Source organism: Streptomyces sp. NBC_00775 (assembly GCF_036347135.1).
GTDB lineage: Bacteria > Actinomycetota > Actinomycetes > Streptomycetales > Streptomycetaceae > Streptomyces > Streptomyces lutosisoli.
Window position 1 is genome coordinate 9313482 of the sequence record NZ_CP108938.1, and the last position, 22217, is coordinate 9335698.

The window sequence follows — 22217 nt, forward strand, 5'->3', positions numbered from 1 at the left end:
GAGCATGCACGTCCTCGTGGTGCACAACCGCTACGCCTCGGCGCAGCCGAGCGGGGAGAACAAGGTCGTCGACCAGGAGGTGGAGCTGCTGCGCGCGGCCGGCCACCGGGTCGAGGTGTTCGAGCGGCGCAGCGACGACATCGCCGCCCGGTCCCTCCTGTCGAAGGCCGCGGTGCCACTCCTTGTGCCGTGGAACCCGGCGGTCCGCAAGGAGCTCGCCGCCCGGCTTCGCGCCGAGCGACCGGACGTGGTGCACATCCACAACGTCTTCCCGCTCCTGTCGCCCGCGGTTCTCGCCGCCTGCGCCGACGCCGGCGTGCCCGCCGTCGCCACGCTGCACAACTACACCCAGGTCTGCCCACCCGGCACGCTCCAACGGGACGGCCGGCCGTGCACCGAGTGCGTGGGCTCCGCACCACTGCCTGCCGTCCGGCACGGCTGCTACCGGAATTCGCGCCTTGCGACGGTGCCGCTCGCGGTCAGCCTGTCGGTCAACCGGCGGCGGTGGTGGTCCGGCGTGGAGCGGTTCTTCTGCATCTCCGCGGCGCAGCGCGACGTCCTGGTGCGGTCCGGCATGCCGGCCGAGCGGCTGGCGGTGAAGCACAACTTCGTGCCGGACCCGGGCGCCTGCCGGACGGGCGACGGCGAGCATCTGCTCTATCTCGGCCGGCTCGCGGAGGCCAAGGGCGTGCGGCTGCTCATGGCCGCGTGGGACGAGATCGCGGCGGACGGCGGTGTGGGCGTGCCGCTCGTGATCGCCGGCGCGGGGCCGCTGGAGCGCGAGGTGACCGCCTGGGCGGCGGGCCGGGACGACGTGCGGTACGTCGGCCTGTACGACCCGGCGCAGTGCCGTCAGGCCGTCGCGCGGTCGGTCGCCGTGGTGGCTCCCTCGACGTGGCTGGAGGCGTTCGGCCTGGTGGTTGTCGAGGCGATGGCGGCCGGAGTCCCGACCGTCGCCGCCGGTCACGGCGCCTTCGTCGAACTCGTCGAGGACGGGGTCACCGGGCTGCTGCACCAGCCGGGCGAGCCCGCCTCGCTCGCGTCCTGCATACGCCGGATCGCGGCCGAGCCGGCCCGCAACCGGGAGATGGGCCAGGCGGCCCGGCGCCGTTACGAGCAGGGTTTCAGCCCGGCCGTCGGCCTGGAGCGCCTGGTGGAGGGGTACCGCACCGCGATCGCGGGTCGGTCCGGCGGCGGAGACAGCGCGCCGCCGATAGGGACGGAATCAATGGGGGGCAGTAAATGACACGTTGCCGACTGTGCGGCTCGGCGGCGCTGGCGAGCGTCGTCGATCTGGGGGCGACCCCGCCGTGCGAGAGCTTTCTCGCCGCGGACCAACTGGACCAACCGGAACCGGCGTACCCGCTGCACCTGCGGGTCTGCACCGACTGCTGGCTCGCGCAGATCCCTCCGCTGATCACGCCGGAGGAGACGTTCAGCGAGTACGCGTACTTCTCCTCCTTCTCGACCTCCTGGGTGGAGCACGCGCGCACGTTCGTCGCCGACACCGTGCAGCGGCTTGCCCTCGGCCCCGACGCCTTCGTGGTCGAGGTCGCGAGCAACGACGGCTACCTGCTGAAGCACGTGGTGGACCGCGGGATCCGCTGCCTCGGCGTCGAGCCGTCGGTGAACGTCGGCGCCGCGGCCCGGGACGCGGGTGTGCCCACGCTCACGGCGTTCATGGACCCGGACACCGGCGCCGCCGTCCGCGAAGAGCACGGCCCGGCAAACCTGGTCGTGGCCAACAACGTGTACGCGCACATCCCCGACGTGGTCGGGTTCACCCAGGGGCTGCGCGCCCTGGTCGCCGACGACGGCTGGGTCTCCATCGAGGTGCAGCACCTGCTGACCCTGATCGAGGACAACCAGTACGACACGATCTACCACGAGCACTTCCAGTACTACACGGTCGCGTCCGCGATCCGAGCCCTTGCGAGTGGTGGACTCGCGCTCGTGGACGTGGAGTTGCTGCCCACGCACGGCGGCTCCATCCGGCTGTGGGCCCGGCCGGCCGAGGTGGCCGGCGAGCCGACCCAGCGGGTGGCCGACGTGCTGGCCCGGGAGAAGGCCGCCGGGTTGCAGGAGCTGTCCGGGTACGCCGAGTTCGCCGCGCGGGTGGCCAAGGTGCGCCGGGATCTCCTGCGGTTCCTCATCGAGGCGGCCGAGCGCGGTGAGACGGTCGTCGGCTACGGCGCCCCGGGCAAGGGCAACACCCTGCTCAACCACTGCGGTATCCGGCCCGACCTGCTCCCGTACACGGTCGACCGCAACCCCTACAAGCACGGCAGGTTCACCCCCGGCACCCGCATCCCGATCCTGCCGCCCGAGCAGATCAGCGCCGACCGGCCGGACTACGTCCTCGTCCTCCCGTGGAACCTGCGGGCCGAGCTGGTCGAGCAGTTGTCCTTCGTGCACGACTGGGGCGGCCGCCTTGTCTTTCCCATCCCGGAACTGAGCATTGTCGAGGTCAAGTCATGAAGGTCGTTCTGTTCTGCGGCGGTTACGGGATGCGGATGCGCAACGGAACCTCCGACGACGTGCCCAAGCCGATGGCGATGGTCGGCCCGCGACCGCTGATCTGGCACGTCATGCGCTACTACGCGCACTTCGGGCACACGGAGTTCATTCTGTGCCTCGGGTACGGGGCGCACCACATCAAGGACTTCTTCCTCAACTACGAGGAGACGGTGTCCAACGACTTCGTGCTGCGGGGCGGGCGGACGGAGCTGCTGTCCACCGACATCGCGGACTGGACGATCACGTTCGCGCAGACCGGCGTCGAGTCACCGATCGGGGAGCGGCTGCGCCGGGTGCGGCACCACCTGGACGGCGACGAGATGTTCCTCGCCAACTACGCCGACGTGCTGACCGACGCCCCGCTGCCGGAGATGATCGACCGGTTCGCCCGGCGCGACGCCGGTGCGTCGATGATGGTGGTGCCGCCGCAGTCCTCGTTCCACTGCGTGGAACTGGGCGAGGACGGCCTGGTGGGGGGCATCACGGCGGTGAGCGACATGCCGCTGTGGGAGAACGGCGGCTACTTCGTGCTCCGCCAGGAGGTCTTCGACCACATCCCGGAGAACGGGGATCTGGTCGCCGACGGATGTGCCCAACTGGCCAAGCGCGGACGGCTGGTGGCGCATCAGCACCGCGGTTTCTGGAAGCCGACCGACACGGTGAAGGAGCGGGCGGCGCTCGACGCCGCCTACACCCAGGGCGACCGCCCGTGGGCCGTGTGGGAACGGGACGGCGCGGCGGCGAACCCCGGGGTGAGGACCGCGTGATCCAGCTCAGCGCCGGGCGCCTGGACCGGATCGTCGCGGTGGGCGCGCACTGCGACGACATCGCCATCGGCGCCGGCGGCACGCTGCTCGCGATGTGCCTCGCGCGGCCGGGTATCCGCGTCGACGCGCTGGTGCTCTCCGGCGGTGGCAGCGAGCGGGAGGAGGAGGAGCGGGCCGCGCTCGCCGCCTTCTGCCCGGGCGCCGATCTGCGCCTGACCGTCCTCAAGTTGCCGGATGGCCGACTGCCCGTGCACTGGGACGAGGCCAAGGCCGCGGTCGAGGAGCTGCGCGAGCGGACCGAGCCGGACCTGGTCCTCGCTCCGCGTACCGATGACGCGCACCAGGATCACCGCGGCCTGGCGAAGCTGATGACCACCGCGTTCCGCGACCACCTCGTGCTCCGCTACGAGATCGTCAAGTGGGACGGCGACCTCGGCCGTCCGTCGGCGTACCAGCCGCTGTCGCCGGAGATCGCCGAACAGAAAGTGCGGCTGCTGCAGGAGCACTACCCCTCGCAACGGCACCGGCCCTGGTACGACCGGGAGGCCTTCCTCGGCCTCGCCCGGATCCGCGGCATCGAATGCCACGCCCGCTACGCCGAGGCGTTCACCGTCACCAAACTCACGCTCAATCTGGGGGACTGAACTTTGCGCGTACTGCTCACCGGACACCAGGGCTACCTGGGCACCGTGATGGCCCCGGTACTCACGGCCGCCGGGCACGAGGTCGTCGGTCTTGACGCCGGCCTGTTCGCCGACTGCGTTCTCGGCCCGTCGCCCGCGGACCCGTCCGGGCATCGCGTGGACCTGCGCGACGTCACGGCCGAACACGTGGCCGGGGTGGACGCCGTGATCCACCTGGCCGCGCTGTCCAACGACCCGCTGGGATCGCTGGCGCCGGAACTCACCTACGACATCAACCATCACGCGTCCGTACGCCTCGCGCGGCTGGCCCGCGACGCCGGAGTGCGGCGCTTCCTGTACGCGTCGACCTGCTCGGTCTACGGCGCCTCCGGCGGCGACGACCTGGTGGCCGAGGACGCCCCGCTGCGCCCGGTGACGCCGTACGCGGAGTCGAAGGTGCGGGTGGAGGACGACCTGCACGCGCTGGCCGACGGCGACTTCACCCCGGTGTTCATGCGCAACGCCACCGCCTTCGGCTACTCGCCCCGGCTGCGCGCCGACATCGTGCTGAACAACCTGGTGGGCCACGCGCTCCTGTCCGGCGAGGTGCTGGTGCTCTCCGACGGCACCCCCTGGCGCCCGCTGGTGCACGCCGCCGACATCGCACGCGCCTTCACGGCCGCGCTGACCGCGCCGCGCGAAGCGGTGCACGACCGGGCGTTCAACATCGGCAGCGAGATCAACAACGTCACGGTCGCCGAGATCGCCGACCAGGTCGCCGAGGCGGTGTCCGGCGCGAAGGTGGTGATCACCGGGGAGAACGGAGCCGATCCGCGGTCGTACCGGGTCGACTTCTCCCGGTTCCGCGCCGCGATCCCCGGCTTCGACTGCGAGTGGACGGTGAAGCAGGGCGCGCTCGAACTCGCCGACGCCTACCGGAAACACGGGCTGACCCAGGAGGACTTCGAGCGACGCTTCACCCGCCTTGCCGTGTTGCGCGCGGCGTCCGACGCCGGCGCCGTCGACGACACCCTGCGGTGGCGCCGATGACCAAGGCCGGCGAAGAGATGCACGCGCTGGTGGAGCGGCTGTACCCGCTGTGCCGGAGCATCACGGGGGACGGTGTGCGCGCCACCCTGGAGATCGTCGGCGAGTACGTCCCGCTTCAGGTGCACGAGGTGCCGACCGGGACGCAGGTGCTCGACTGGACGGTGCCGCAGGAGTGGAACATCCGGGACGCGTACGTCGCCGACAACGCCGGCAACCGGGTCGTCGACTTCGCCGCGTCCAGCCTGCACGTGCTCGGCTACAGCGTGCCCGTGTCGGCGACCATGCCGCTGGCCGAGCTGCGCGGACACCTGCACACCCTGCCGGACCACCCGGCCTGGGTGCCCTACCGCACCAGCTACTACAAGCCGGAATGGGGCTTCTGCCTGGCCCAGGAGACCTTGGACGCGCTGCCCGACGGCGAGTACGAGGTGCGCATCGACTCCACACTCGCGGACGGCCACCTCACCTACGCCGAGCACGTGGTCCCCGGTCAGGTCCCCGACGAGGTGATCGTCTCCTGCCACGTCTGCCACCCGTCACTGGCCAACGACAACCTGGCCGGCATCGCGGTGGCGACGTTCCTGGCCCGGGCGCTGGCGGAGCAGACGCCGTACTACACCTACCGGTTCATCTACGCGCCCGGCACCATCGGGGCGATCACCTGGCTGGCCCGCAACGCCGAGCGGGTGGAGCGGGTCAAGCACGGGCTCGTGCTGGCCTGCGCCGGCGACTCGGGCCAACTGACGTACAAGCAGAGCAGACGCGGCGACGCGGAGATCGACCGTGTCATGCGGCATGTGCTGACCGCGTCCGAACGCCCGCACCACGTCACCGAGTTCACTCCGTACGGCTACGACGAGCGGCAATACTGCTCGCCCGGGTTCGATCTCGGCGTGGGCTCGCTCAGCCGGACCCCGTACGCCGGCTACCCCGAGTACCACACCTCGGCGGACAACCTGGACTTCGTCTCCCCGGAGGCGATGGCGGACACCCTCGCCGTCTGCCGCGAGGCATTCGCCGTCCTCGACCGCAACCGGCGGTACCTCAACCTCAGCCCCTACGGCGAACCGCAACTGGGCCGGCGCGGGCTGTACGACGCGCTCGGCGGCCGCAGCGACACCAAGCAGGCCCAGATGGCCATGCTCTGGGTGCTCAACCTCTCCGACGGCGAGCACAGTCTGCTGGACGTCGCCGAGCGGTCCGGGCTGCCGTTCGACACCGTTGCCGGCGCGGCGAGCGCTCTGCACGGCGCCGGGCTGATCAAGGCATGAGGCCGATGACCACCCAGGGGGAGAATTCGCAGAGAACGGCGCCACCGGCCCGGTCCGCCAAACGGGCCCTCGTCGGCCGGCTGTCCTGGGGACTGGCCGACCAGGCGGCTTCCAGCATCAGCAACTTCGCGGTGGGCATCTACGTGGCCCGCTCGCTGGGGGTGACCGCGTTCGGCGTGTTCAGCCTGGCCTGGGTGACCTACGGCGTGGTGCTCAACGTCTCCCGCGGCCTGGCCACCGACCCGCTCGTGGTGCGCTTCAGCGGCGTGCCGGAGGCGTCCTGGCGCGGGGCGGTGGCCCGGTCGACGGGTACCGCGCTCGGCGTCGGTGCGGCCCTCGGCGTGGTGTGCCTGGCGGCCGGGCTCGGCCTCGGCGGCCGGGTGGGGCCCGCGTTCGTGGCCCTCGGTGTCATGCTGCCGGGACTGCTGCTCCAGGACGCCTGGCGGTTCTCGTTCTTCGCCGCCGGCGCCGGGCGGAAGGCGTTCGTCAACGACGTCGTGTGGGGGATCGCGCTCGTCCCGGCCATGGTGGTGGCGGCCCACGCGGACAGCGTGGCCGCCTTCGTGCTCGCCTGGGGCGCGTCCGCCACGGTGGCCGCGGGGTACGGCTACTTCCAGTCCGGCATCCGGCCCCGGATGGCCGAGGCGCGCGGCTGGCTTCGCGAACAGCGCGATCTCGGCTACCGGTACCTGGTCGAGAACGTCAGCCTCAGCGGCGCCAGCCAGGTGCGGGCGTACGGGCTCGGCGCGATCGTCGCGGTGAGCGCGGTGGGCGCGGTGCGGGGTGCCGAGCTCCTGATGGGCCCGTTCCTCGCCGTGCTGATGGGGCTTTCGCTGGTCACCGTCCCGGAGGCGGCCCGGGTGCTGCGGCGGGCCCCGCATCAACTGGGCAGGTTCTGCCTCCTGCTCGGCGGCGGGCAGGCAGCCGGCGCGCTGCTCTGGGGCTCGGCGCTGCTCCTGATGCCGGGCCGGCTCGGTGAGCTGGCGCTCGGCGACGTGTGGCACTCCTCCTCGCCCCTCATCGTGCAGATCACCCTCAGTGTCGCGGGCGCGGGCCTCGGCACCGGCGCGGCGGCCGGGCTGCGCGCGCTCGGCGCGGCCCGGCGCAGCCTGCGCTGCCAGCTGTTCGCCTCCGCCTGCTACGTCGGCGGCGGACTCGGCGGGGCGGCCGCTGCCGGCACGGCCGGCTCCGCCTGGGGCGTCGCCGCCGCGACCCTCAGCGGCTCGGCCGTGTGGTGGCTGCAACTGCGGTCCGCCCTGCGCGAGCACCACCACAACCGCATCCCCGAAGTGAGGACCCCATGACCGCCCGACCCAGGCTGAGCATCGGCCTGCCCGTGTACAACGGCGAGGAGTACCTGGCCGAGTCGTTCGACGCCCTGCTCGGCCAGACCTACGAGGACTTCGAACTGGTCGTCTCCGACAACGCCTCGACCGACGGGACCGAGGACATCTGCCGCAAGTACGCCGCGCAGGACTCCCGCATCAGGTACCACCGGCTGCCCCGGAACATCGGCGCCACGCCGAACCACAACCATGTGTTCGCCGAGTCCCGCGGCGAGCTGTTCAAGTGGGCCTCGCACGACGACCTCTACGGCCGCGACCTGCTGCGACGCTGCGTGGAGGCGCTGGACGAGCGGCCGGACGTGATCCTCGCGCACACCGACCAGGCCGTCATCGACGGCGACGGCCAGGTGACGGTCCCCTACGAGTACACCCTCGCCACCGGCTCGCCGCACGCGCCGGAGCGCTTCCGCAGCCTGCTGTTCGAGCCGGGCGGCGACGACTTCTACGGGGTGCTGCGGGCCGACGTACTGCGCCGGGTGAAACCGATGGACAGCTACCACCACGCGGACCGCACGTTCGTCGCGGAGATCACCCTGCACGGGCGCTTCCACCAGGTGCCGGAGCTGCTGTACTTCCGCCGCGACCACCCCACCCGCGCCGAGCGGGCGAACCCCTCCAAGCGCTCCCGGTGCGTCAACCTGGACCCGCGCCGGGCAGGCCTGCTGCACCCGACGCCCCGGCTGCTCGCCGAGTACGTCTGGGGCTTCGCCTCGGCGATCCGGCGGGCGCCGCTGTCCCCGGCCGACCGGCGCGCCTGCTACCGCCACCTGGCCGCGTGGATGACCAGCCGGGTCCGGCCGGGCGCCGGCGAGCGGGTCGAGGACCGCGCCCCGGTCGACCCGGCCCTGCTCACGGTCTCCGTCGACGCCCTCGTCGCCGGCCGTGAGGGGAGGCAGGCATGACGTCAGCGGACAAGGCCCCGGTGCGCGTCGGGGTGTTCGGCCTGCTCGGCTCCGGCAACCTCGGCAACGACGGATCGCTCGAGGCCGTACTCGGGTACCTCCGCGCCGAGCACCCGGACGCGGTCGTGGACGCGCTGTGCGGCGGGCCCGAGGCCGTGACGACCCGGTTCGGGATTCCCGCCACGCGGCTGCACTGGAACCGCGGGGAGTACCGGACCGCGTCGCGGGCGGGCGCGATCGCGGCGAAGGGCCTGGGAAAACTCGCCGACGTCTTCCGCACCGCCGCCTGGGTGCGCCGGCACGACGTGGTGATCGTGCCGGGCATGGGCGTCCTGGAGGCCACCCTGCCGCTGCGGCCGTGGGGCTTCCCGTACTCGCTGTTCCTGCTCTGCGCGAGCGGCCGACTGCTGAGCACCCGGGTCGCGCTGGTCAGCGTCGGCGCCGCGACCATCGGCAACCGGCCTACCCGGGCCCTGGTGCGCTGGTCGGCGCGGCTGGCCACGTACCGGTCCTACCGGGACGCCCAGTCCCGTGACGCGATGCGGGCCATGGGCGTGGACACCGCGCGCGACGAGGTCTACCCGGACCTCGCGTTCTCCCTGCCGGCGCCGCCGGCGAGCGCGCCCTCGGGCTCGCCGGGCCCGGTCTGCGTCGGTGTCATGGACTTCCATGGCGGCAACGACGACCGCGCCAGGGCCGAGGAGATATACCGGCGCTACCTCGACGGGACGATCCGGTTCGTCCGCGTGCTGGCCGAGGAGGGCAGGCCGGTCCGGCTGCTCACCGGCGACGAATGCGATGCGTCGGTGGTCGCCGCGATCCTCGACGCGGTGGACTCGCCGCTGGTCACCGCTGCCGAGCCGTCCTCACTGGCCGACCTGATGAAGGAGATGGCGGCTGCCGACACCGTGGTGGCGGTCCGGTACCACAACCTGATCTGCGCGCTGAAGACCGGCACGCCGGTGCTCGCACTCAGCTATGCGGCGAAGAGCGACGCGCTCATGGATCGGATGGGCCTCGGCGCGTTCTGTCACCCGGCGCGCGAGGTCGACGCCGACCGGCTGCTGGAGCAGTTCCGGGCGCTGGAGAAGCGATCGGCCGAACTGCGGCAGACCCTCGCCGAGCGGAACCGGGCCGCCGCCCGGCAACTGGAGGACCAGTTCAGCTCGTTGACCGCGGCCGTGTTCCCCGCGACTGGTCACACCCACGCCCACGCTCGGCAGGAGTCTCCATGAAAGCGACCGAAGTCCCGGAGATCGCCGGTGCGTTCCTCTTCGAGCCGACGCCGTACGCCGACGAACGCGGCTTCTTCTGCCGCACCTTCGACGCCGACGTGGTCCGCTCGGTGGGCCTCGACCCGGACGCCTTCGTCCAGGACAGCCTGTCCCGCTCGGTCCGGGGCGTACTGCGCGGCCTGCACCTGCGCTCCGGCGCAGGCGAGGCCAAGTTGGTGCGGTGCTCGTACGGGCGGATCTTCGACGTTGTCGTGGACCTGCGGCCGGATTCTCCGACCTACCGCAATTGGGCCTCCTTTGAACTCACAGGAGAATCACAACCAACTCTTTACATTCCCGCGGGATGCGCGCACGGTTTTCAGGCACTGACCGACACCGCCGACACCTCGTACCGGATCGACCGCCCGCACGATCCGGCCGAGGACGTGACCATCGCCTTCGACGACCCGGAGCTCGCCATTCCCTGGCCGCTGCCGGTTGCACTGATGTCCCAACGGGACCGAGAGGCGCCGAGCCTCGCCGAGGTCCTGAAGCACAGAGAAAGCTGAGGTCCCCGTGGACACCGAAGTGCTTGACCTGCCCCTCTCGCGGACAGCCAACGAGCGGCTGCACGCCATGATCCCCGGGGGCGCTCACACCTACGCCAAGGGCGACGACCAGTACCCCGAGAACCTGGCCCCGGTCATCAGCCACGGCAGCGGTGCCCACGTGTGGGACGTCGACGGCAACCGCTACATCGAGTACGGCTCCGGCCTGCGGTCGGTCAGCCTCGGTCACGCCCACCCGCGCGTGATCGAGGCGGTGCGGCGGGAACTCGGCCGCGGCAGCAACTTCGTCCGGCCGTCCATCGTGGAGGTCGAGGCCGCCGAACGCTTCCTGGCCACCGTGCCGACGGCCGAGATGGTGAAGTTCGCGAAGAACGGCTCCGACGCCACCTCCGCCGCGGTACGCCTCGCCCGCGCCGCCACCGGCCGCTCGCGGGTGGCCCTCTGCTCCGACCATCCGTTCTTCTCCGTCGACGACTGGTTCATCGGCACCACACCGATGTCCGCCGGCATTCCGGCGGCGACCACCGAGCTCATCGCGTCCTTCCCCTACGGCGACCTGACCGCCACGGAGGAGATGCTCAACCGGTACCCGGACGAGATCGCCTGCCTGATCCTCGAACCCGCCACCCACACCGAGCCGCCGCCCGGATACCTCGTCGGCCTGCGCGAACTGGCTGACCGGCACGGCTGCGTACTGATCTTCGATGAGATGATCACCGGGTTCCGCTGGTCCGAGGCGGGCGCGCAGGGCCTGTACGGCGTCGTCCCCGACCTCTCCACGTTCGGCAAGGCGCTGGGCAACGGGTTCGCCGTCTCCGCGCTGGCCGGGCGCCGCGAACTGATGGAGCGGGGCGGGCTGCGTCACTCCGGCGACCGGGTGTTCCTGCTGTCCACCACGCACGGTGCGGAAACGCATTCCCTGGCAGCCGCGATGGCCGTGCAAACCACCTACGTCGAGGAGGGCGTCACCGCTCGGCTGCACGCCCTCGGCGAGCGGCTGGCCGCCGGTGTCCGCGACGCGGCGGCCGGCATGGGCGTCGCCGACCACATCGTCGTCCGGGGCCGGGCCAGCAACCTGGTCTTCGCCACCCTCGACGAGAACCGGCAGCCGTCGCAGCCGTACCGCACCCTGTTCCTGCGCAGGCTCCTCGCGGGCGGGGTGCTGGCCCCGTCGTTCGTGGTGAGCAGCGCGCTCAGCGACGCCGACATCGACCACACCGTCGACGTGGTGGCCCAGGCATGTGCGGTGTACCGGAAGGCACTGGACGCCGCTGACCCCAGCCCCTGGCTGGCCGGGCGGCCGGTGAAGCCCGTGTTCCGCCGCTTGGCGTGACATGACATGACATGACGTGGCGTGGCGTGGCGTCAGCGGCGCTCCCGCCGACCGGCGTCGGCCATCCGATCGACCAGCGGGTCGGCCATCCGGTCGGCCAGCCGGTCGACCAACCACGCGGTCGCCGGTATCACCGCCAGCGCGGTGCACCAGCCGCCGAGGACGTCGGTCGGGTAGTGCGCGCCCAGAGCGACCTGCGCCCAGCCCATGGCGGCGCCGGCAACCAGCGCCGCGGCGAGCACGAGTGACGTGCCGGCCGTCCTGCCGAGGCCGAGCCGGCCGGTCGCGAGCAGCGCCACCATGAGGGCGAGCGCGGTGGCGAAGGCGGTGTGCCCGCTCGGATAGGACAGGTTGCCGTCGCCGTGGATGGTGCGTCCCACCAGGTGCTTGAGCAGTGTCGCCGTCCCCACGCTCATGCCGACGCCGGCAACGATGAGCACCGCAGCGCGAGGACGTCGAAGCAGCAGGCAGCCTGCCACGGCGGCCACGACCAACATCGTCGCTCCGGCGGGCTCTCCCAGGAAGTCCATGGCCAGAGCGACGCGCCGCCACGGCGGCCGCACACTGTCCGCAGTCGGCTGGATGATCCACCTGTCCACCCTGCCGGGCTCGCTGTGGCCGGCGTACAGGACCCCGAGCGCGACGACCACCAGCGTGGCGAGCGCCGCGATCAGCCCGAGCCGCGCGCGCAGCGGCGGGGGCAGCAACGCGCGCGCCGGCCGGCCGGTCACACGCCCACCGCGTCCGGTCGACCCGCGGTAGTGACCTTCTTGTCTGCCGTGCGCAGCGTCGGGCGTTGCGGGATTACGACGGCGGGGCGTTGATTCCGGACGACTCCGGCGCCCTGAAGTCCGGGCACGCCACGGCTTACTGCCCGCTGCCGCCCGCCGACATGACCGGGACCGTCAGCCTGTACGGGCCGCGCGGCTGGACCGAGCAGGATGACAAACCCGTGAAGCACGAACTGGCCTTGGCCGACTTCCAGATCCGCTCCGGCCAGGCGATCCAACGCGAGCCCCCCTGTCGTGTCCGACCCAGCCCCGCACTCGCCGGCCTGGCCATCACCCCGGCCAAGGGCTTCGGGATCATCCTCTACTTGTCACCCTATCCAACAATAAGGATGGTGATCGCGCTCTGAGGTTGTCTGGAGGGTCAAAGTTCCCTCCAGACAACCGACTTGGGCCCCTAGAAGAACCCGAGCTTCTTCGGGCTGTATGAACAAAGAAGGTTCTTGGTCTGCTGGTAGTGCTCCAGCATCATCTTGTGGGTCTCGCGGCCGATGCCGGACTGCTTGTAGCCGCCAAACGCCGCGTGTGCCGGGTACGCGTGGTAGCAGTTCGTCCAGACCCGGCCCGCCTGGATCGAACGGCCCGCGCGGTAGGCGGTGTTGATGTCACGCGTCCATACGCCGGCCCCGAGCCCGTACAGAGTGTCGTTCGCGATCTTGATCGCGTCGTCGAAGTCGTCGAACGACGTGACCGAGACGACCGGTCCGAAGATCTCCTCCTGGAAGATCCGCATACGGTTGTCGCCCTCGAAGATCGTCGGCTGGACGTAGTAACCGCCCTTCAACTCACCGTCGTGCTCGACGCGTTCACCGCCGGTGAGGATCTTGGCGCCCTCCTGCCGGCCGATGTCCAGGTAGGAGAGGATCTTCTCCAGCTGGTCGTTGGAGGCCTGGGCGCCGATCATCGTGTCGGTGTCGAGCGGATGGCCGGGCTTGATGAGTTCGGTGCGGGCGACCGCCGCCTGAAGGAACTCGCGGTAGTGGCCTCGCTGGATCAGGGCGCGCGACGGGCAGGTGCACACCTCGCCCTGATTGAGCGCGAACATCGTGAAGCCTTCGAGCGCCTTGTCACGGAAGTCGTCGTTCTCGGCCCAGACGTCGTCGAAGAAGATGTTCGGGGACTTGCCGCCGAGCTCCAGCGTTACCGGCTTGATGTTCTCCGAGGCGTACTGCATGATCAGCCGCCCCGTCGTGGTCTCACCCGTGAACGCGACCTTCGCCACCCGCGGGCTGGACGCGAGCGGCTTCCCCGCCTCCACGCCGAAGCCGTTGACGATGTTCACGACGCCCGGCGGCAGCAGGTCCGCGATCAGGTTCATCCAGTAGTGGATGGACGCCGGGGTCTGCTCGGCGGGCTTGATGACGACGGCGTTGCCGGCCGCCAGCGCCGGGGCGAGCTTCCAGACCGCCATCAGGATGGGGAAGTTCCACGGGATGATCTGCGCGACGACGCCGAGCGGCTCGTGGAAGTGGTACGCGACGGTGTCGTCGTCGATCTCGCCGAGCGAACCCTCCTGCGCGCGGATCGCCCCCGCGAAGTAGCGGAAGTGGTCGATCGCGAGCGGGATGTCGGCCGCCAGGGTCTCGCGCACCGGCTTGCCGTTCTCCCAGCTCTCGGCGACCGCCAGCTTCTCCAGGTTCGCCTCCATCCGGTCGGCGATCTTGAGCAGGATGTCACCGCGCGCCGTGACGGAGGTGCGGCCCCAGGCGGGCGCCGCCGCGTGCGCCGCGTCCAGCGCGCGCTCCACGTCCTCGGCGGTGCCCCGCGCGACCTCCGTGAACGGCTGCCCGTTCACCGGACTCGGGTTCTCGAAGTACTGTCCGCGAGCCGGCGGTACGTACTCGCCGCCGATGAAGTGGTCGTAACGCGCCTGGTAGGAGACGATCGCGCCCTCGGTGCCGGGCGCCGCGTAACGGGTCATGCTGGTCTGCCTCCCGGAGAAGCGCTGCCCGCCGTTGGGCAGCTCTCGCCGCGAGGCTAGGAACGCCGACGTTGCGAAGACGTTGCGTGCCCGGGAATCGTCCTGTGGGGTGGCGCGGTGGCCCGTTGCCGGGGGCGCCGCGTGCCCCGGTGGCTGTTGGGCTTGCCGTGTGTTCGTCAGCGTGGTGTCGGGCTTGTCTTCCCGTGGTGTGCCGGTCGCGTCCGTCCGTGGGGTGCGGGGTGCGCCCAGCCCGGTGGCGCCGACAACTCGGCCTCCAACGCAGCCAGCCGCGCCCGCACCGCCGCCGTCGGGCGCACCGCGACCAGCGCCCGCCATACATCGAGGTCGTCCTCGCCCCACGGCGCGCGGACCCAGTCGGCCAGCAGGTCGGGGTCGCGGCGGGCGACGAGCGCCGTACGCAGCCCCTCGGCGAGCCGGTGCCGCAGCCGTACCACCGCCGGTGCCCCTGAACCCGGCAGCAGCGGACCGGCGTACACCGCCGCGGCCGCCGTGACCGCGCCGGTGCCGAGCCGTCGCTCCACGACCGCGACATCGGACTCGACCGGCGCCGTGAGCCGATAGGGGCGCGAACCCAGCAGTCCCGGGCCGAGAACGCGGCGCAGCCGTGCCAGTTCGGCGCGCAGCGTCACGGGTGTCACCGACTCGTCCTCGTACAGCGCGCACAACAACTCGTCGCCCGTCAGCCCCTCCGGGTGCCGGGCCAGCAGCACCAGGATCTCGCTGTGCCTGCGGCTGAGCCTGATCTTCCGTCCGCCCGCGAGCAGTTGAGCCTCGTCGCGGCCCAGCGCGGTCAGTTCGATCGTGTCGGCCATGGCCTTCGGCGGTGCGAGCAAGGCCAATTGGGACTCCGCGGCGCGCGCCACCGCCTGCACGAAACCGAGACTGTGCGGATGCGCGAGCCTGTCCCCGCCGGTGATGTCCACCGCGCCGAGCACCCGCCCGGTGCGCGGATCGTGCACGGGCGCCGCCGCGCACGTCCAGGGCTGGACACGCCGGATGAAGTGCTCGGCCGCGAACACCTGCACCGGCCGGTCGACGGCCACCGCCGTGCCCGGCGCGTTCGTACCGACCGCCGTCTCCGACCACCGCGCACCCGGCACGAAGTTCATCCGCCCGGCCCGCCGCCGCGGCACCGGATGGCCCTCGACCCACAGCAGTCTGCCCTGCGCGTCGCACACCGCCAGGAGATGCTCCCCGTCCGCCGCGAACGTCCCCATGAGTTCCCGGAACAGCGGCATCACCCGGGCCAGTGGATGCTCCGCCCGGTAGGAGCCGAGGTCCCCGTCCGTGAGCTCCACGCTCGCGGTGCCGTCCGGTACGACGCCCGCCCGCGCCGATCGCCGCCATGAGTCGGCCACCACGGAACGCACCGGCCGTGGCACCGTGCCCGCCTCGGTGAACGCCTCGTGGGCACGGCGCAGGATCCGCACCCGCTCGACGGGATCGGTGCCCGGTTCCAGGGCCACCCATGGATCGGTCAACTCGGCCTCCCGGCAGGCGATGCGGCTGGGACCATCGTCACTCCCGGTGCGGGCCCCGACAAGCAGTGTGACCGTCCGGGCAGTTGTTGTGGCCGTCCACCGCACCCGTCGCCCGCACCACCCATCACCTTCCGGACACCCTGAGGGCCCGTCGGTCAGGCGAAGTTGACGAGCCTTATGTAGCGCGTCCAGTCCCAGTTCGGCCCGGGATCGGTGTGGTCGGTGCCGGGTACCTCGAAGTGGCCGATGATGTGGGCGCGATCCTTGGGGATGCCGTATCGCGTGCAGATCGGGCGGTGAGCTTGGCCGACTCCTCGTACAGGGCGTTGGTGAAGTAGGCGGGCTGGTCCACCCAGCCCTCGTGCTCGATGCCGATGCTGCGGGTGTTGTAGTCCCAGTTCCCCGCGTGCCAGGCGATGTCGTGTTCCCTGACGCACTGCGCGACATGCCCGTCGGCCGATCGCACGAGGTAGTGGGCGGACACCTTCTTCTGAGGATTCTGGAAGATGGACAAGGTGGTGGAGTAGGTCGCCTGCGTGACGTGGATGATCACATAGTCGAGCGGATAGGCCGTCGGCCGGTCGGACGCCGTGTAGTTGGACGTGCTCGCCTGCGTCCATTCGGCGCCGGGGAAGTCGACGACCGCGGCCTGCGCCGCGGCCCGGGTGCCGGGGAGTAACGAGTAGGGGAGAGCGGCGAGGGCTGCGCCCTTCAGCAGCCGCCGCCGGCTGGGGAACGACCTGGCCCGTTCCATGGTGTGTCTGCCTTTCGATGGTGGGGGGTCATTGAGCGAGGGTGAGTGGACGCGCGCTCAGTGCCGCAGTGTCGTGGCCGTCTCGCGCAGCTGTGCGTGCAGCCCGCGATGTGTCTCGCGCGCGGGCAGCCATTCCTTGCGGAGCTTGGCGACGCACGTGTAGTTGGTGTCGCAGACGTTGGCGAGCGGTGACTCGACCGCCTGGGTCGCGAACTGGTACGCGTCCAGCTCACTGAAGCCGTAGTCACGCACCAGCCACTGCACCAGGTCGAGCTGGGATATTCGGAACGCGTCCTCCAGGGGGCGTGCCGAGCCGGTCGAGATGATGTGCGTGTCGGACTCGATACGCGGCCAGGGAGTGGCCACTCCCTTGAGAAGCTCGACGATCACCACCGTGTTCATCGCGCACTCGACAGCGACTCCGCAGGTCTCGCCCTCGCCCTGCCGCGCGTGCCCGTCACCGAGGCTCAACAGGGCGCCCTCGACGTTCACTCCGAGGTAGCAGGTCACGCCGGCCCGCATCTCCGGAGTGTCCATGTTCCCGCCGTGCGCGTCGGGCACCAGCGCGGAGCGCACCTCCAGATTCGCGGGTGCCACACCGACGGTTCCGTGCATCGGATCCATCGGCAGCTCGATCTGGATGTCGCTGTCCCGCGCGCTGAACAGCGCGGTGCGCCGCGCCCGGTCGAGCTGCCAGATCCACACGGTCTCCGGCAGCGGCGGCTGCAGCGTGGCCGTGGTGTGCGTGGAAGTGAGCGCGCCGAACAGGGGAACGGTTGTCGATGCCGCCCAGTCGCGGGCCGGTTCGATCGACACGAAGTGAACCGCGACCGTGTCACCCGGCTCCGCTCCCTCCACATGGAAGGGGCCGGTCTGCGGGTTGAGGAACGGGAACTCGCACACCTGGGACACCAAGTCCTTCTCGGAGCGCACCCGTCCGGCGAAGCAGTCCTCGGTGTAGAGATCGAGGACCGTGCCGGGCGCGATGCGCGCCACCGGCGGCGCGCCGCCGAACGTCCACGCGTACTCGCCCGGTGCGGGCCGCACGGTCAGGATCCGGGGGTCGTTCATGGCTGTACAGCTCCGCTCTGCCGGGGGTCGGGCGTGGAGGTCTCGTCCAGGTGGACACGGGCGGTCTCGGCTATGCGCCCGGGATGCCGGCGCAGCAGGACGATCAATACCACGACCCCCGCCAGCATCCAGACACCGACGACCGGTCCCGCGTACGACACGGGGGCGGTCAGTTCGGACACGAAGTCGAAGACCGGCAGGCCCGCCGCGGTCAGCAGCGCGGGGACGAAGGCGACGATGCCGAGCAGGGGGAACAGCAGATGCCGCACCGGTTTGAACAACTCCCGCCTGCGGCGCAGGAAATAGCCCGCGCAGGCGAGGTTCACCACGATGTACACCCCGATCACGACCGTGACGATCACCGTCGCGAGCAGCAGGAACGCGGTCACGGGGTCGTAGGAGAAGCCGAGTCCGAGCACGGCCGCGAGCGCCACGGCGCACTGCACGGCGACTCCGGCGACGGGGGAGCGATGTCTGGGGTGCACGCGCGCGAAGAGCTGCGGGAACACCCGGATCCGGCCCAGGGCGAAGGCGGTTCGGGTGGAGACATTGGCGCAGGCGTTGGCGTTGGCGATCGTCGAGTTGACCACCGCGAGGAACACGAGCACCCAGAACAGCCCGAACGAAGCGCGTGCCACGCCTTCCCAGGAGGCGGCACCGGAGGCCCCGAAGCCTGAGAAGCGGTCGGGGCCGAAGTACACGGACATGGCGTAGGTCGTCAGGACGTACACGAGACCGATCGAGAGTGCCGCGCCGAGAACGGCCCGGTGCATCGTGCGGCGCGGGTCCTTCGTCTCCTCCGCGAGCGGTGCCGCCGCCTCGAAGCCGGCGAAGGCCAGCACCGTGTACACCGATCCGGCGAACACGCCGCTGATGCCGTCGTATCCCTCGGCCGTGTGCGAGGTGCCGAACACCGACAGGGTGTTGTCATCACCCGCCTTCACGATCAGCCATACCGCGAAGACGAGGAAGACCAGCACCTCGAACACGCCGAGAACGGTTCCGAATCGGGCTGAGGCGCGCACTCCGAAATAGCCCGCGACCGCGATGACGGCAGCGCCCGCGAGCGACCAGGGCCACCACAGGTCGTCGGGGTACGAGGACCACTCCTGGTGCAGCGTGCCCGCCGTGGTGAACCCGAGCTGCAGAAGCAGCAGTGGCGGCACCAGGGCTTCGACGAAGACATAGCCCCAGCCCACGAGGAATCCGACGGCAGGGTGCAGTCCCTGAGCCGCGTACGTGGCCACCGAGCCCGCGGCGGGCAACTGCCGTGCCAGCTCGGCCACGCACGACGCGGTGAGCAGACATGCCGCCAAGGCGATCAGCACGGACAGTGGCAGACTGCCGCCCGCGAAGGCCGCACCCGACGGAATGGACGCGGCGACCGCCGCGGCCGGGGCCATGGCCGTGATGCTCTGGAACAGCACCTCGCGCAGCCCGATGGCCTCACGTCGCAGCCCTGGAGCCGTCTCCCCCGACATGTGAACCCCCCGATTCGCCCGGACACACAGCCGTCGGCCCGACGGCTGCGCCTCGCGTGAATTACGGTACGGCGCTTGCCGGTTGGGCAGGAAGAGCGAGGCGTGAGTCGGTGGACAACTCCGGGACTGTGGACAACTCGGCCACCCGAAAGGGGGATCAGGTGTCCGGCGGCGCGCAACGCGACTGGCCCGCGACACGCGTCTCGACCTGCGCCGCCCGCTCGCCGAGAGCGACTGCCGGCTGAAACCGACTGCCTGCTGGGACCGATCGCCGGCTGAAGCCGCCCGTCCGCCAGGACTCCCCGCCCGCTAGGACTTCCCGCCGCCTACGACCGCCGCGCCACCCCGGCCGGATCGTCGAGCACTCCCCGCACCACCGAGTGCGCCGCACCCAGCAGTGGACCCTCGGGCCCCAGCCGCGAGACGGCTACGGCACAGGCGGGACCCGCCGTGCGCCGCGCCAACTCCCCTTCCAGCGACGGCAGCAGCCAGGGCGCGAGACCGGACAGTGCTCCCCCCAGCACGACAGTTTCGGGGTCCAGCAGATTGACCGCACCGGTCAGCGCGATGCCGAGCGCGGTTCCGGCCTCGCGCAGGGCACGGCGTACCTCCGTGTCGCCCTGGGCGGCCCGCTCGGCCAGCAGACCGACCCGGTCCTCGCCCAGCTCCAGACCGGCGGCGCGCAGGACGGCTTCCTCACCCGCGTACTGTTCGAGGCATCCGCGTCCACCGCACGGGCACTCCGGCCCCTCCGGGCGGACCGGTACATGCCCCAGCTCGCCCGCGAAGCCGCGCGTTCCGCGCAGCAGCCGCCCGTCCACGAGCACCGCCGCACCGATGCCGATCTCCGCCGACACATGCAGAAAGTCACGCGGAGTCGCGTCGCCGAGCCAGAGTTCCGCGAGACCGCCGAAGTTGGCCTCGTTGTCCACGGTCAGCGGCAGTTCCGCGGGCAGCAGCGCGCCGAGGTCAGTGTCGTGCCAGTCGAGGTTGGGGGCGCGGACCACGGTCCGGGCGTCGCGTGCCACCAGGCCGGGCACGGCGACCGCGAGGCCCGCGGGCCACAGCCCCTCCCGCTCCGCCTCGGCGATCACCTGACGTATCAGCGCCGTCAGCTCCTGGATCACCGGCTCGGGCGGCCGACCGCGGTTCGTGCCGTGCCGCACCGCCCGGGCCCGCACCTCACCGCGCAGATCGACCGCGCACACCGCGAGATGGTCGACGCCCACCTCGGCGCCGATCCCGGCGGGACCGTGCCCGCTGACGGCGAGGGCCGAGCCGGGCCGTCCCACCCGGCCGGGCCGCTCGGGCCCCAGCTCTTCGAGGAGCCCCGAACGGATCAGCTCGTCCACCAGCGTCGACACGGCCGCCCGCGTCAGGCCGATGCGCGAGGCGACGGCCGCACGGGACAGCGGCCCCTCGGCGCTGACGGTGTGCATGACCCGGGAGAGGTTGCGGCGGCGCATGCCCTGCTGGGTGTCGGGCAGCCGCCGGCCGGAACCGGTCGGATGGGCCTCGTGCAGCGGTGCGGTCATGCCTCCGTCAGTCCTCGTCCGGCCGCTCCCCGTCGGGGCGGTCCTCGTCTGTGCCGGTCCCCTGGGGGCGGTCTTTCATCGGTACCTGATCAGTTCCGGTTCGGCTCCCGTTCCAGCAGCGGGGCCGCGTCGGAGAGTACCCCGGCGATCCTCGCGAGCGTCTCGTCGTCCCGCTCCACGGCGTCGAGCACGGGCCCGCGGGCGGTGTCCCAGCGCCGGGCGACCGCGGCCGGGTCCTCGCCGGTCAGCAGGCCCGCCGCCTGCGCGGCAGCTCCGAGCGCGACCAGCTCCTTCGCCTCGGGCACCTGAACCGGCCGCCCCGACAGCCGCCGTACCGTCTGCTGCCAGGCCGTGCCCCGGGCTCCGCCGCCGATCAGCAGCAGCGGGGCGGAGCGGTCGGCGTCCGCGTCGAGCACCAGGTCCAGGGCGCCCAGCAACGAGTGGACCGCTCCGTCGTACGCCGCCTGCAGCAGCTGCCCGCCCGTCGTGTCGTGCCGGAGCCCGTGCAGCAGCCCCGAGGCGTGCGGCAGGTTCGGAGTGCGCTCACCGTCCAGGTAGGGGAGCAGTGTCACACCCGCGCCCGGCTCGACGGCCTCACGGTCGAGGCCCAGCAGCGCGGCGACACGGTCGACGGCGAGGGTGCAGTTCAGGGTGCACGCCAGCGGGAGCCAGTCGCCGCGGGCGTCGGCGAAGCCCGCCACAGTGCCGGTCGGGTCGGCGGGGCGCCGCGTCGATACGGCGTACACCGTGCCGGAGGTGCCGAGGCTCAGCACCGGGGTGCCGGGGCGCAGCCCGAGGCCGAGCGCGGCGGCCGCGTTGTCACCGGTGCCCGCGGCGACCAGGGTGCCCCGGGAGAACGGCAGCCCACTGCCGGCGTGCACGGTTCCGGCGACCTCGCCGGGCCGGACGATGTGGGGGAGCAGGGCCGGGTCGAGGCCGACGTGCGTGAGGACCTCTTCGTCGTACGCCTCGGTCCCGGACGCCCACCAGCCCGTACCGGAGACATCTCCGCGGTCGGTCGTGCCCTGTCCGGTGAGGCGTCCGGTGAGGTAGTCGTGGGGCAGGCGGACGGCCGCGGTCGCCCGGACGGCGTCCGGTTCGTTCTCGGCCAGCCAGGCCCACTTCGTGACCGTGAAGGACGGGCCCGGCACACTGCCGGTCCGCTCTGCCCAGGCCTTCGGGCCGCCCAGCTCCTCGACCAGCCGACGCGCCTGCGGCGCCGAGCGCACGTCGTTCCACAGCAGGGCCGGGCGTACGGGTTCGCCCTGGGCGTCGAGCGTGACGAGCCCGTGCTGCTGGCCGCCGATCGACACCGCCGCGGCCTCGCGTGCCGCGTCGCCGCACTGGTGCAGGGCCTCGCACAGCGCGTCCCACCACTGTCGGGGGTCGCTCTCGCGGCCTGCCCCCGTGGAGACGGTGTGCGGCGCCTGCCCGCTCGCCACCACCTGACCGGTCGACGCGTCGACGACCAGGGCCTTGGTGGACTGGGTGGACGTGTCCACCCCGACGACGAGCGGACCCTCGGCTGCTGACATCGGGCTCTCCCTCTTCCGCGGCTCCGCGGGATCTGTCC

Annotated in this window: 19 protein-coding genes and 1 pseudogene; 12 read left to right on the forward strand and 8 right to left on the reverse strand. The window is 71.6% G+C overall.

The genetic code is table 11. From position 1 onward, the window contains the following. Nucleotides 1-4 precede the first annotated feature (4 nt). Genes OIC96_RS41460 through OIC96_RS41510 form a run of 11 tightly spaced genes read left to right on the forward strand, consistent with a single transcriptional unit; the run spans nt 5 to nt 11592 of the window. Nucleotides 5-1246 (forward strand): glycosyltransferase, encoded by a 1242-nt coding sequence (locus OIC96_RS41460; RefSeq protein ID WP_330310002.1) that lies wholly within the window; start codon nt 5-7, stop codon nt 1244-1246. Further along, complete coding sequence (locus OIC96_RS41465) at nt 1243-2478, forward strand: class I SAM-dependent methyltransferase (protein WP_330302900.1); 1236 nt, start codon at nt 1243-1245, stop codon at nt 2476-2478. Before OIC96_RS41460 ends, OIC96_RS41465 begins: the two co-directional genes overlap by 4 nt. Further along, nucleotides 2475-3284, forward strand: a complete 810-nt coding sequence (locus OIC96_RS41470) for a sugar phosphate nucleotidyltransferase (protein WP_330302899.1) — start codon at nt 2475-2477, stop codon at nt 3282-3284. The genes OIC96_RS41465 and OIC96_RS41470 overlap by 4 nt, the downstream gene beginning before the upstream one ends. Next, nucleotides 3281-3928 (forward strand): PIG-L deacetylase family protein, encoded by a 648-nt coding sequence (locus OIC96_RS41475; protein ID WP_330302898.1) that lies wholly within the window; start codon nt 3281-3283, stop codon nt 3926-3928. Before OIC96_RS41470 ends, OIC96_RS41475 begins: the two co-directional genes overlap by 4 nt. A gap of 3 nt (nt 3929-3931) precedes the next feature. Next, on the forward strand, nt 3932-4957 hold the full coding sequence (locus tag OIC96_RS41480; protein ID WP_330302897.1) for an NAD-dependent epimerase/dehydratase family protein: 1026 nt from the start codon (nt 3932-3934) through the stop codon (nt 4955-4957). Then, nucleotides 4954-6228 carry a DUF4910 domain-containing protein gene (locus OIC96_RS41485; RefSeq protein WP_330302896.1) on the forward strand — a complete coding sequence of 425 codons (1275 nt, stop codon included), beginning with the start codon at nt 4954-4956 and terminating at the stop codon, nt 6226-6228. Before OIC96_RS41480 ends, OIC96_RS41485 begins: the two co-directional genes overlap by 4 nt. A 5-nt stretch (nt 6229-6233) precedes the next feature. Then, nucleotides 6234-7532 carry a hypothetical protein gene (locus tag OIC96_RS41490; protein ID WP_330302895.1) on the forward strand — a complete coding sequence of 433 codons (1299 nt, stop codon included), beginning with the start codon at nt 6234-6236 and terminating at the stop codon, nt 7530-7532. Further along, nucleotides 7529-8476: a glycosyltransferase family 2 protein gene (locus tag OIC96_RS41495; RefSeq protein ID WP_330302894.1), complete on the forward strand. Its 948-nt coding sequence runs from the start codon at nt 7529-7531 to the stop codon at nt 8474-8476. Before OIC96_RS41490 ends, OIC96_RS41495 begins: the two co-directional genes overlap by 4 nt. After that, nucleotides 8473-9711, forward strand: a complete 1239-nt coding sequence (locus OIC96_RS41500) for a polysaccharide pyruvyl transferase family protein (protein WP_330302893.1) — start codon at nt 8473-8475, stop codon at nt 9709-9711. The genes OIC96_RS41495 and OIC96_RS41500 overlap by 4 nt, the downstream gene beginning before the upstream one ends. After that, nucleotides 9708-10259 carry a dTDP-4-dehydrorhamnose 3,5-epimerase gene (rfbC, locus tag OIC96_RS41505; RefSeq protein ID WP_330302892.1) on the forward strand — a complete coding sequence of 184 codons (552 nt, stop codon included), beginning with the start codon at nt 9708-9710 and terminating at the stop codon, nt 10257-10259. The genes OIC96_RS41500 and rfbC overlap by 4 nt, the downstream gene beginning before the upstream one ends. A 7-nt stretch (nt 10260-10266) precedes the next feature. Further along, nucleotides 10267-11592 carry a glutamate-1-semialdehyde 2,1-aminomutase gene (locus OIC96_RS41510; RefSeq protein WP_330302891.1) on the forward strand — a complete coding sequence of 442 codons (1326 nt, stop codon included), beginning with the start codon at nt 10267-10269 and terminating at the stop codon, nt 11590-11592. Nucleotides 11593-11624: 32 nt separating this feature from the next. On the opposite strand, the gene OIC96_RS41515 is transcribed toward OIC96_RS41510, so the two are convergent. Beyond that, nucleotides 11625-12323 (reverse strand): phosphatase PAP2 family protein, encoded by a 699-nt coding sequence (locus tag OIC96_RS41515; protein ID WP_330302890.1) that lies wholly within the window; start codon nt 12321-12323, stop codon nt 11625-11627. 65 nt (nt 12324-12388) lie between these two features. Here OIC96_RS41515 and OIC96_RS41520 point away from each other — a divergent pair, with 65 nt between their 5' ends. Next, nucleotides 12389-12730, forward strand: a complete 342-nt coding sequence (locus OIC96_RS41520; protein WP_330302889.1) for a hypothetical protein — start codon at nt 12389-12391, stop codon at nt 12728-12730. A 47-nt stretch (nt 12731-12777) separates the two neighbouring features. Here OIC96_RS41520 and exaC read toward each other — a convergent pair whose 3' ends face one another. The 7 genes and pseudogenes from exaC to xylB form a co-directional block, all read right to left on the reverse strand. Further along, a complete protein-coding gene (exaC, locus tag OIC96_RS41525) occupies nt 12778-14301 on the reverse strand; it encodes an acetaldehyde dehydrogenase ExaC (protein ID WP_330302888.1) in 1524 nt (507 codons plus the stop codon). A 176-nt stretch (nt 14302-14477) separates the two neighbouring features. After that, nucleotides 14478-15803, reverse strand: coding sequence for a GAF domain-containing protein (locus OIC96_RS41530; protein ID WP_330302887.1), 1326 nt, complete (start codon nt 15801-15803; stop codon nt 14478-14480). A 155-nt stretch (nt 15804-15958) separates the two neighbouring features. Next, nucleotides 15959-16557: pseudogene (locus OIC96_RS41535) on the reverse strand (N-acetylmuramoyl-L-alanine amidase). Between the two features lie 57 nt (nt 16558-16614). Then, nucleotides 16615-17628, reverse strand: a complete 1014-nt coding sequence (locus OIC96_RS41540; protein ID WP_330302886.1) for an acetamidase/formamidase family protein — start codon at nt 17626-17628, stop codon at nt 16615-16617. Then, complete coding sequence (locus tag OIC96_RS41545; protein ID WP_330302885.1) at nt 17625-19109, reverse strand: APC family permease; 1485 nt, start codon at nt 19107-19109, stop codon at nt 17625-17627. Before OIC96_RS41545 ends, OIC96_RS41540 begins: the two co-directional genes overlap by 4 nt. A gap of 326 nt (nt 19110-19435) precedes the next feature. Beyond that, nucleotides 19436-20644: an ROK family transcriptional regulator gene (locus tag OIC96_RS41550; protein ID WP_330302884.1), complete on the reverse strand. Its 1209-nt coding sequence runs from the start codon at nt 20642-20644 to the stop codon at nt 19436-19438. Nucleotides 20645-20733: 89 nt separating this feature from the next. Further along, complete coding sequence (gene xylB / locus OIC96_RS41555) at nt 20734-22179, reverse strand: xylulokinase (protein ID WP_330302883.1); 1446 nt, start codon at nt 22177-22179, stop codon at nt 20734-20736. Nucleotides 22180-22217: the final 38 nt, after the last annotated feature.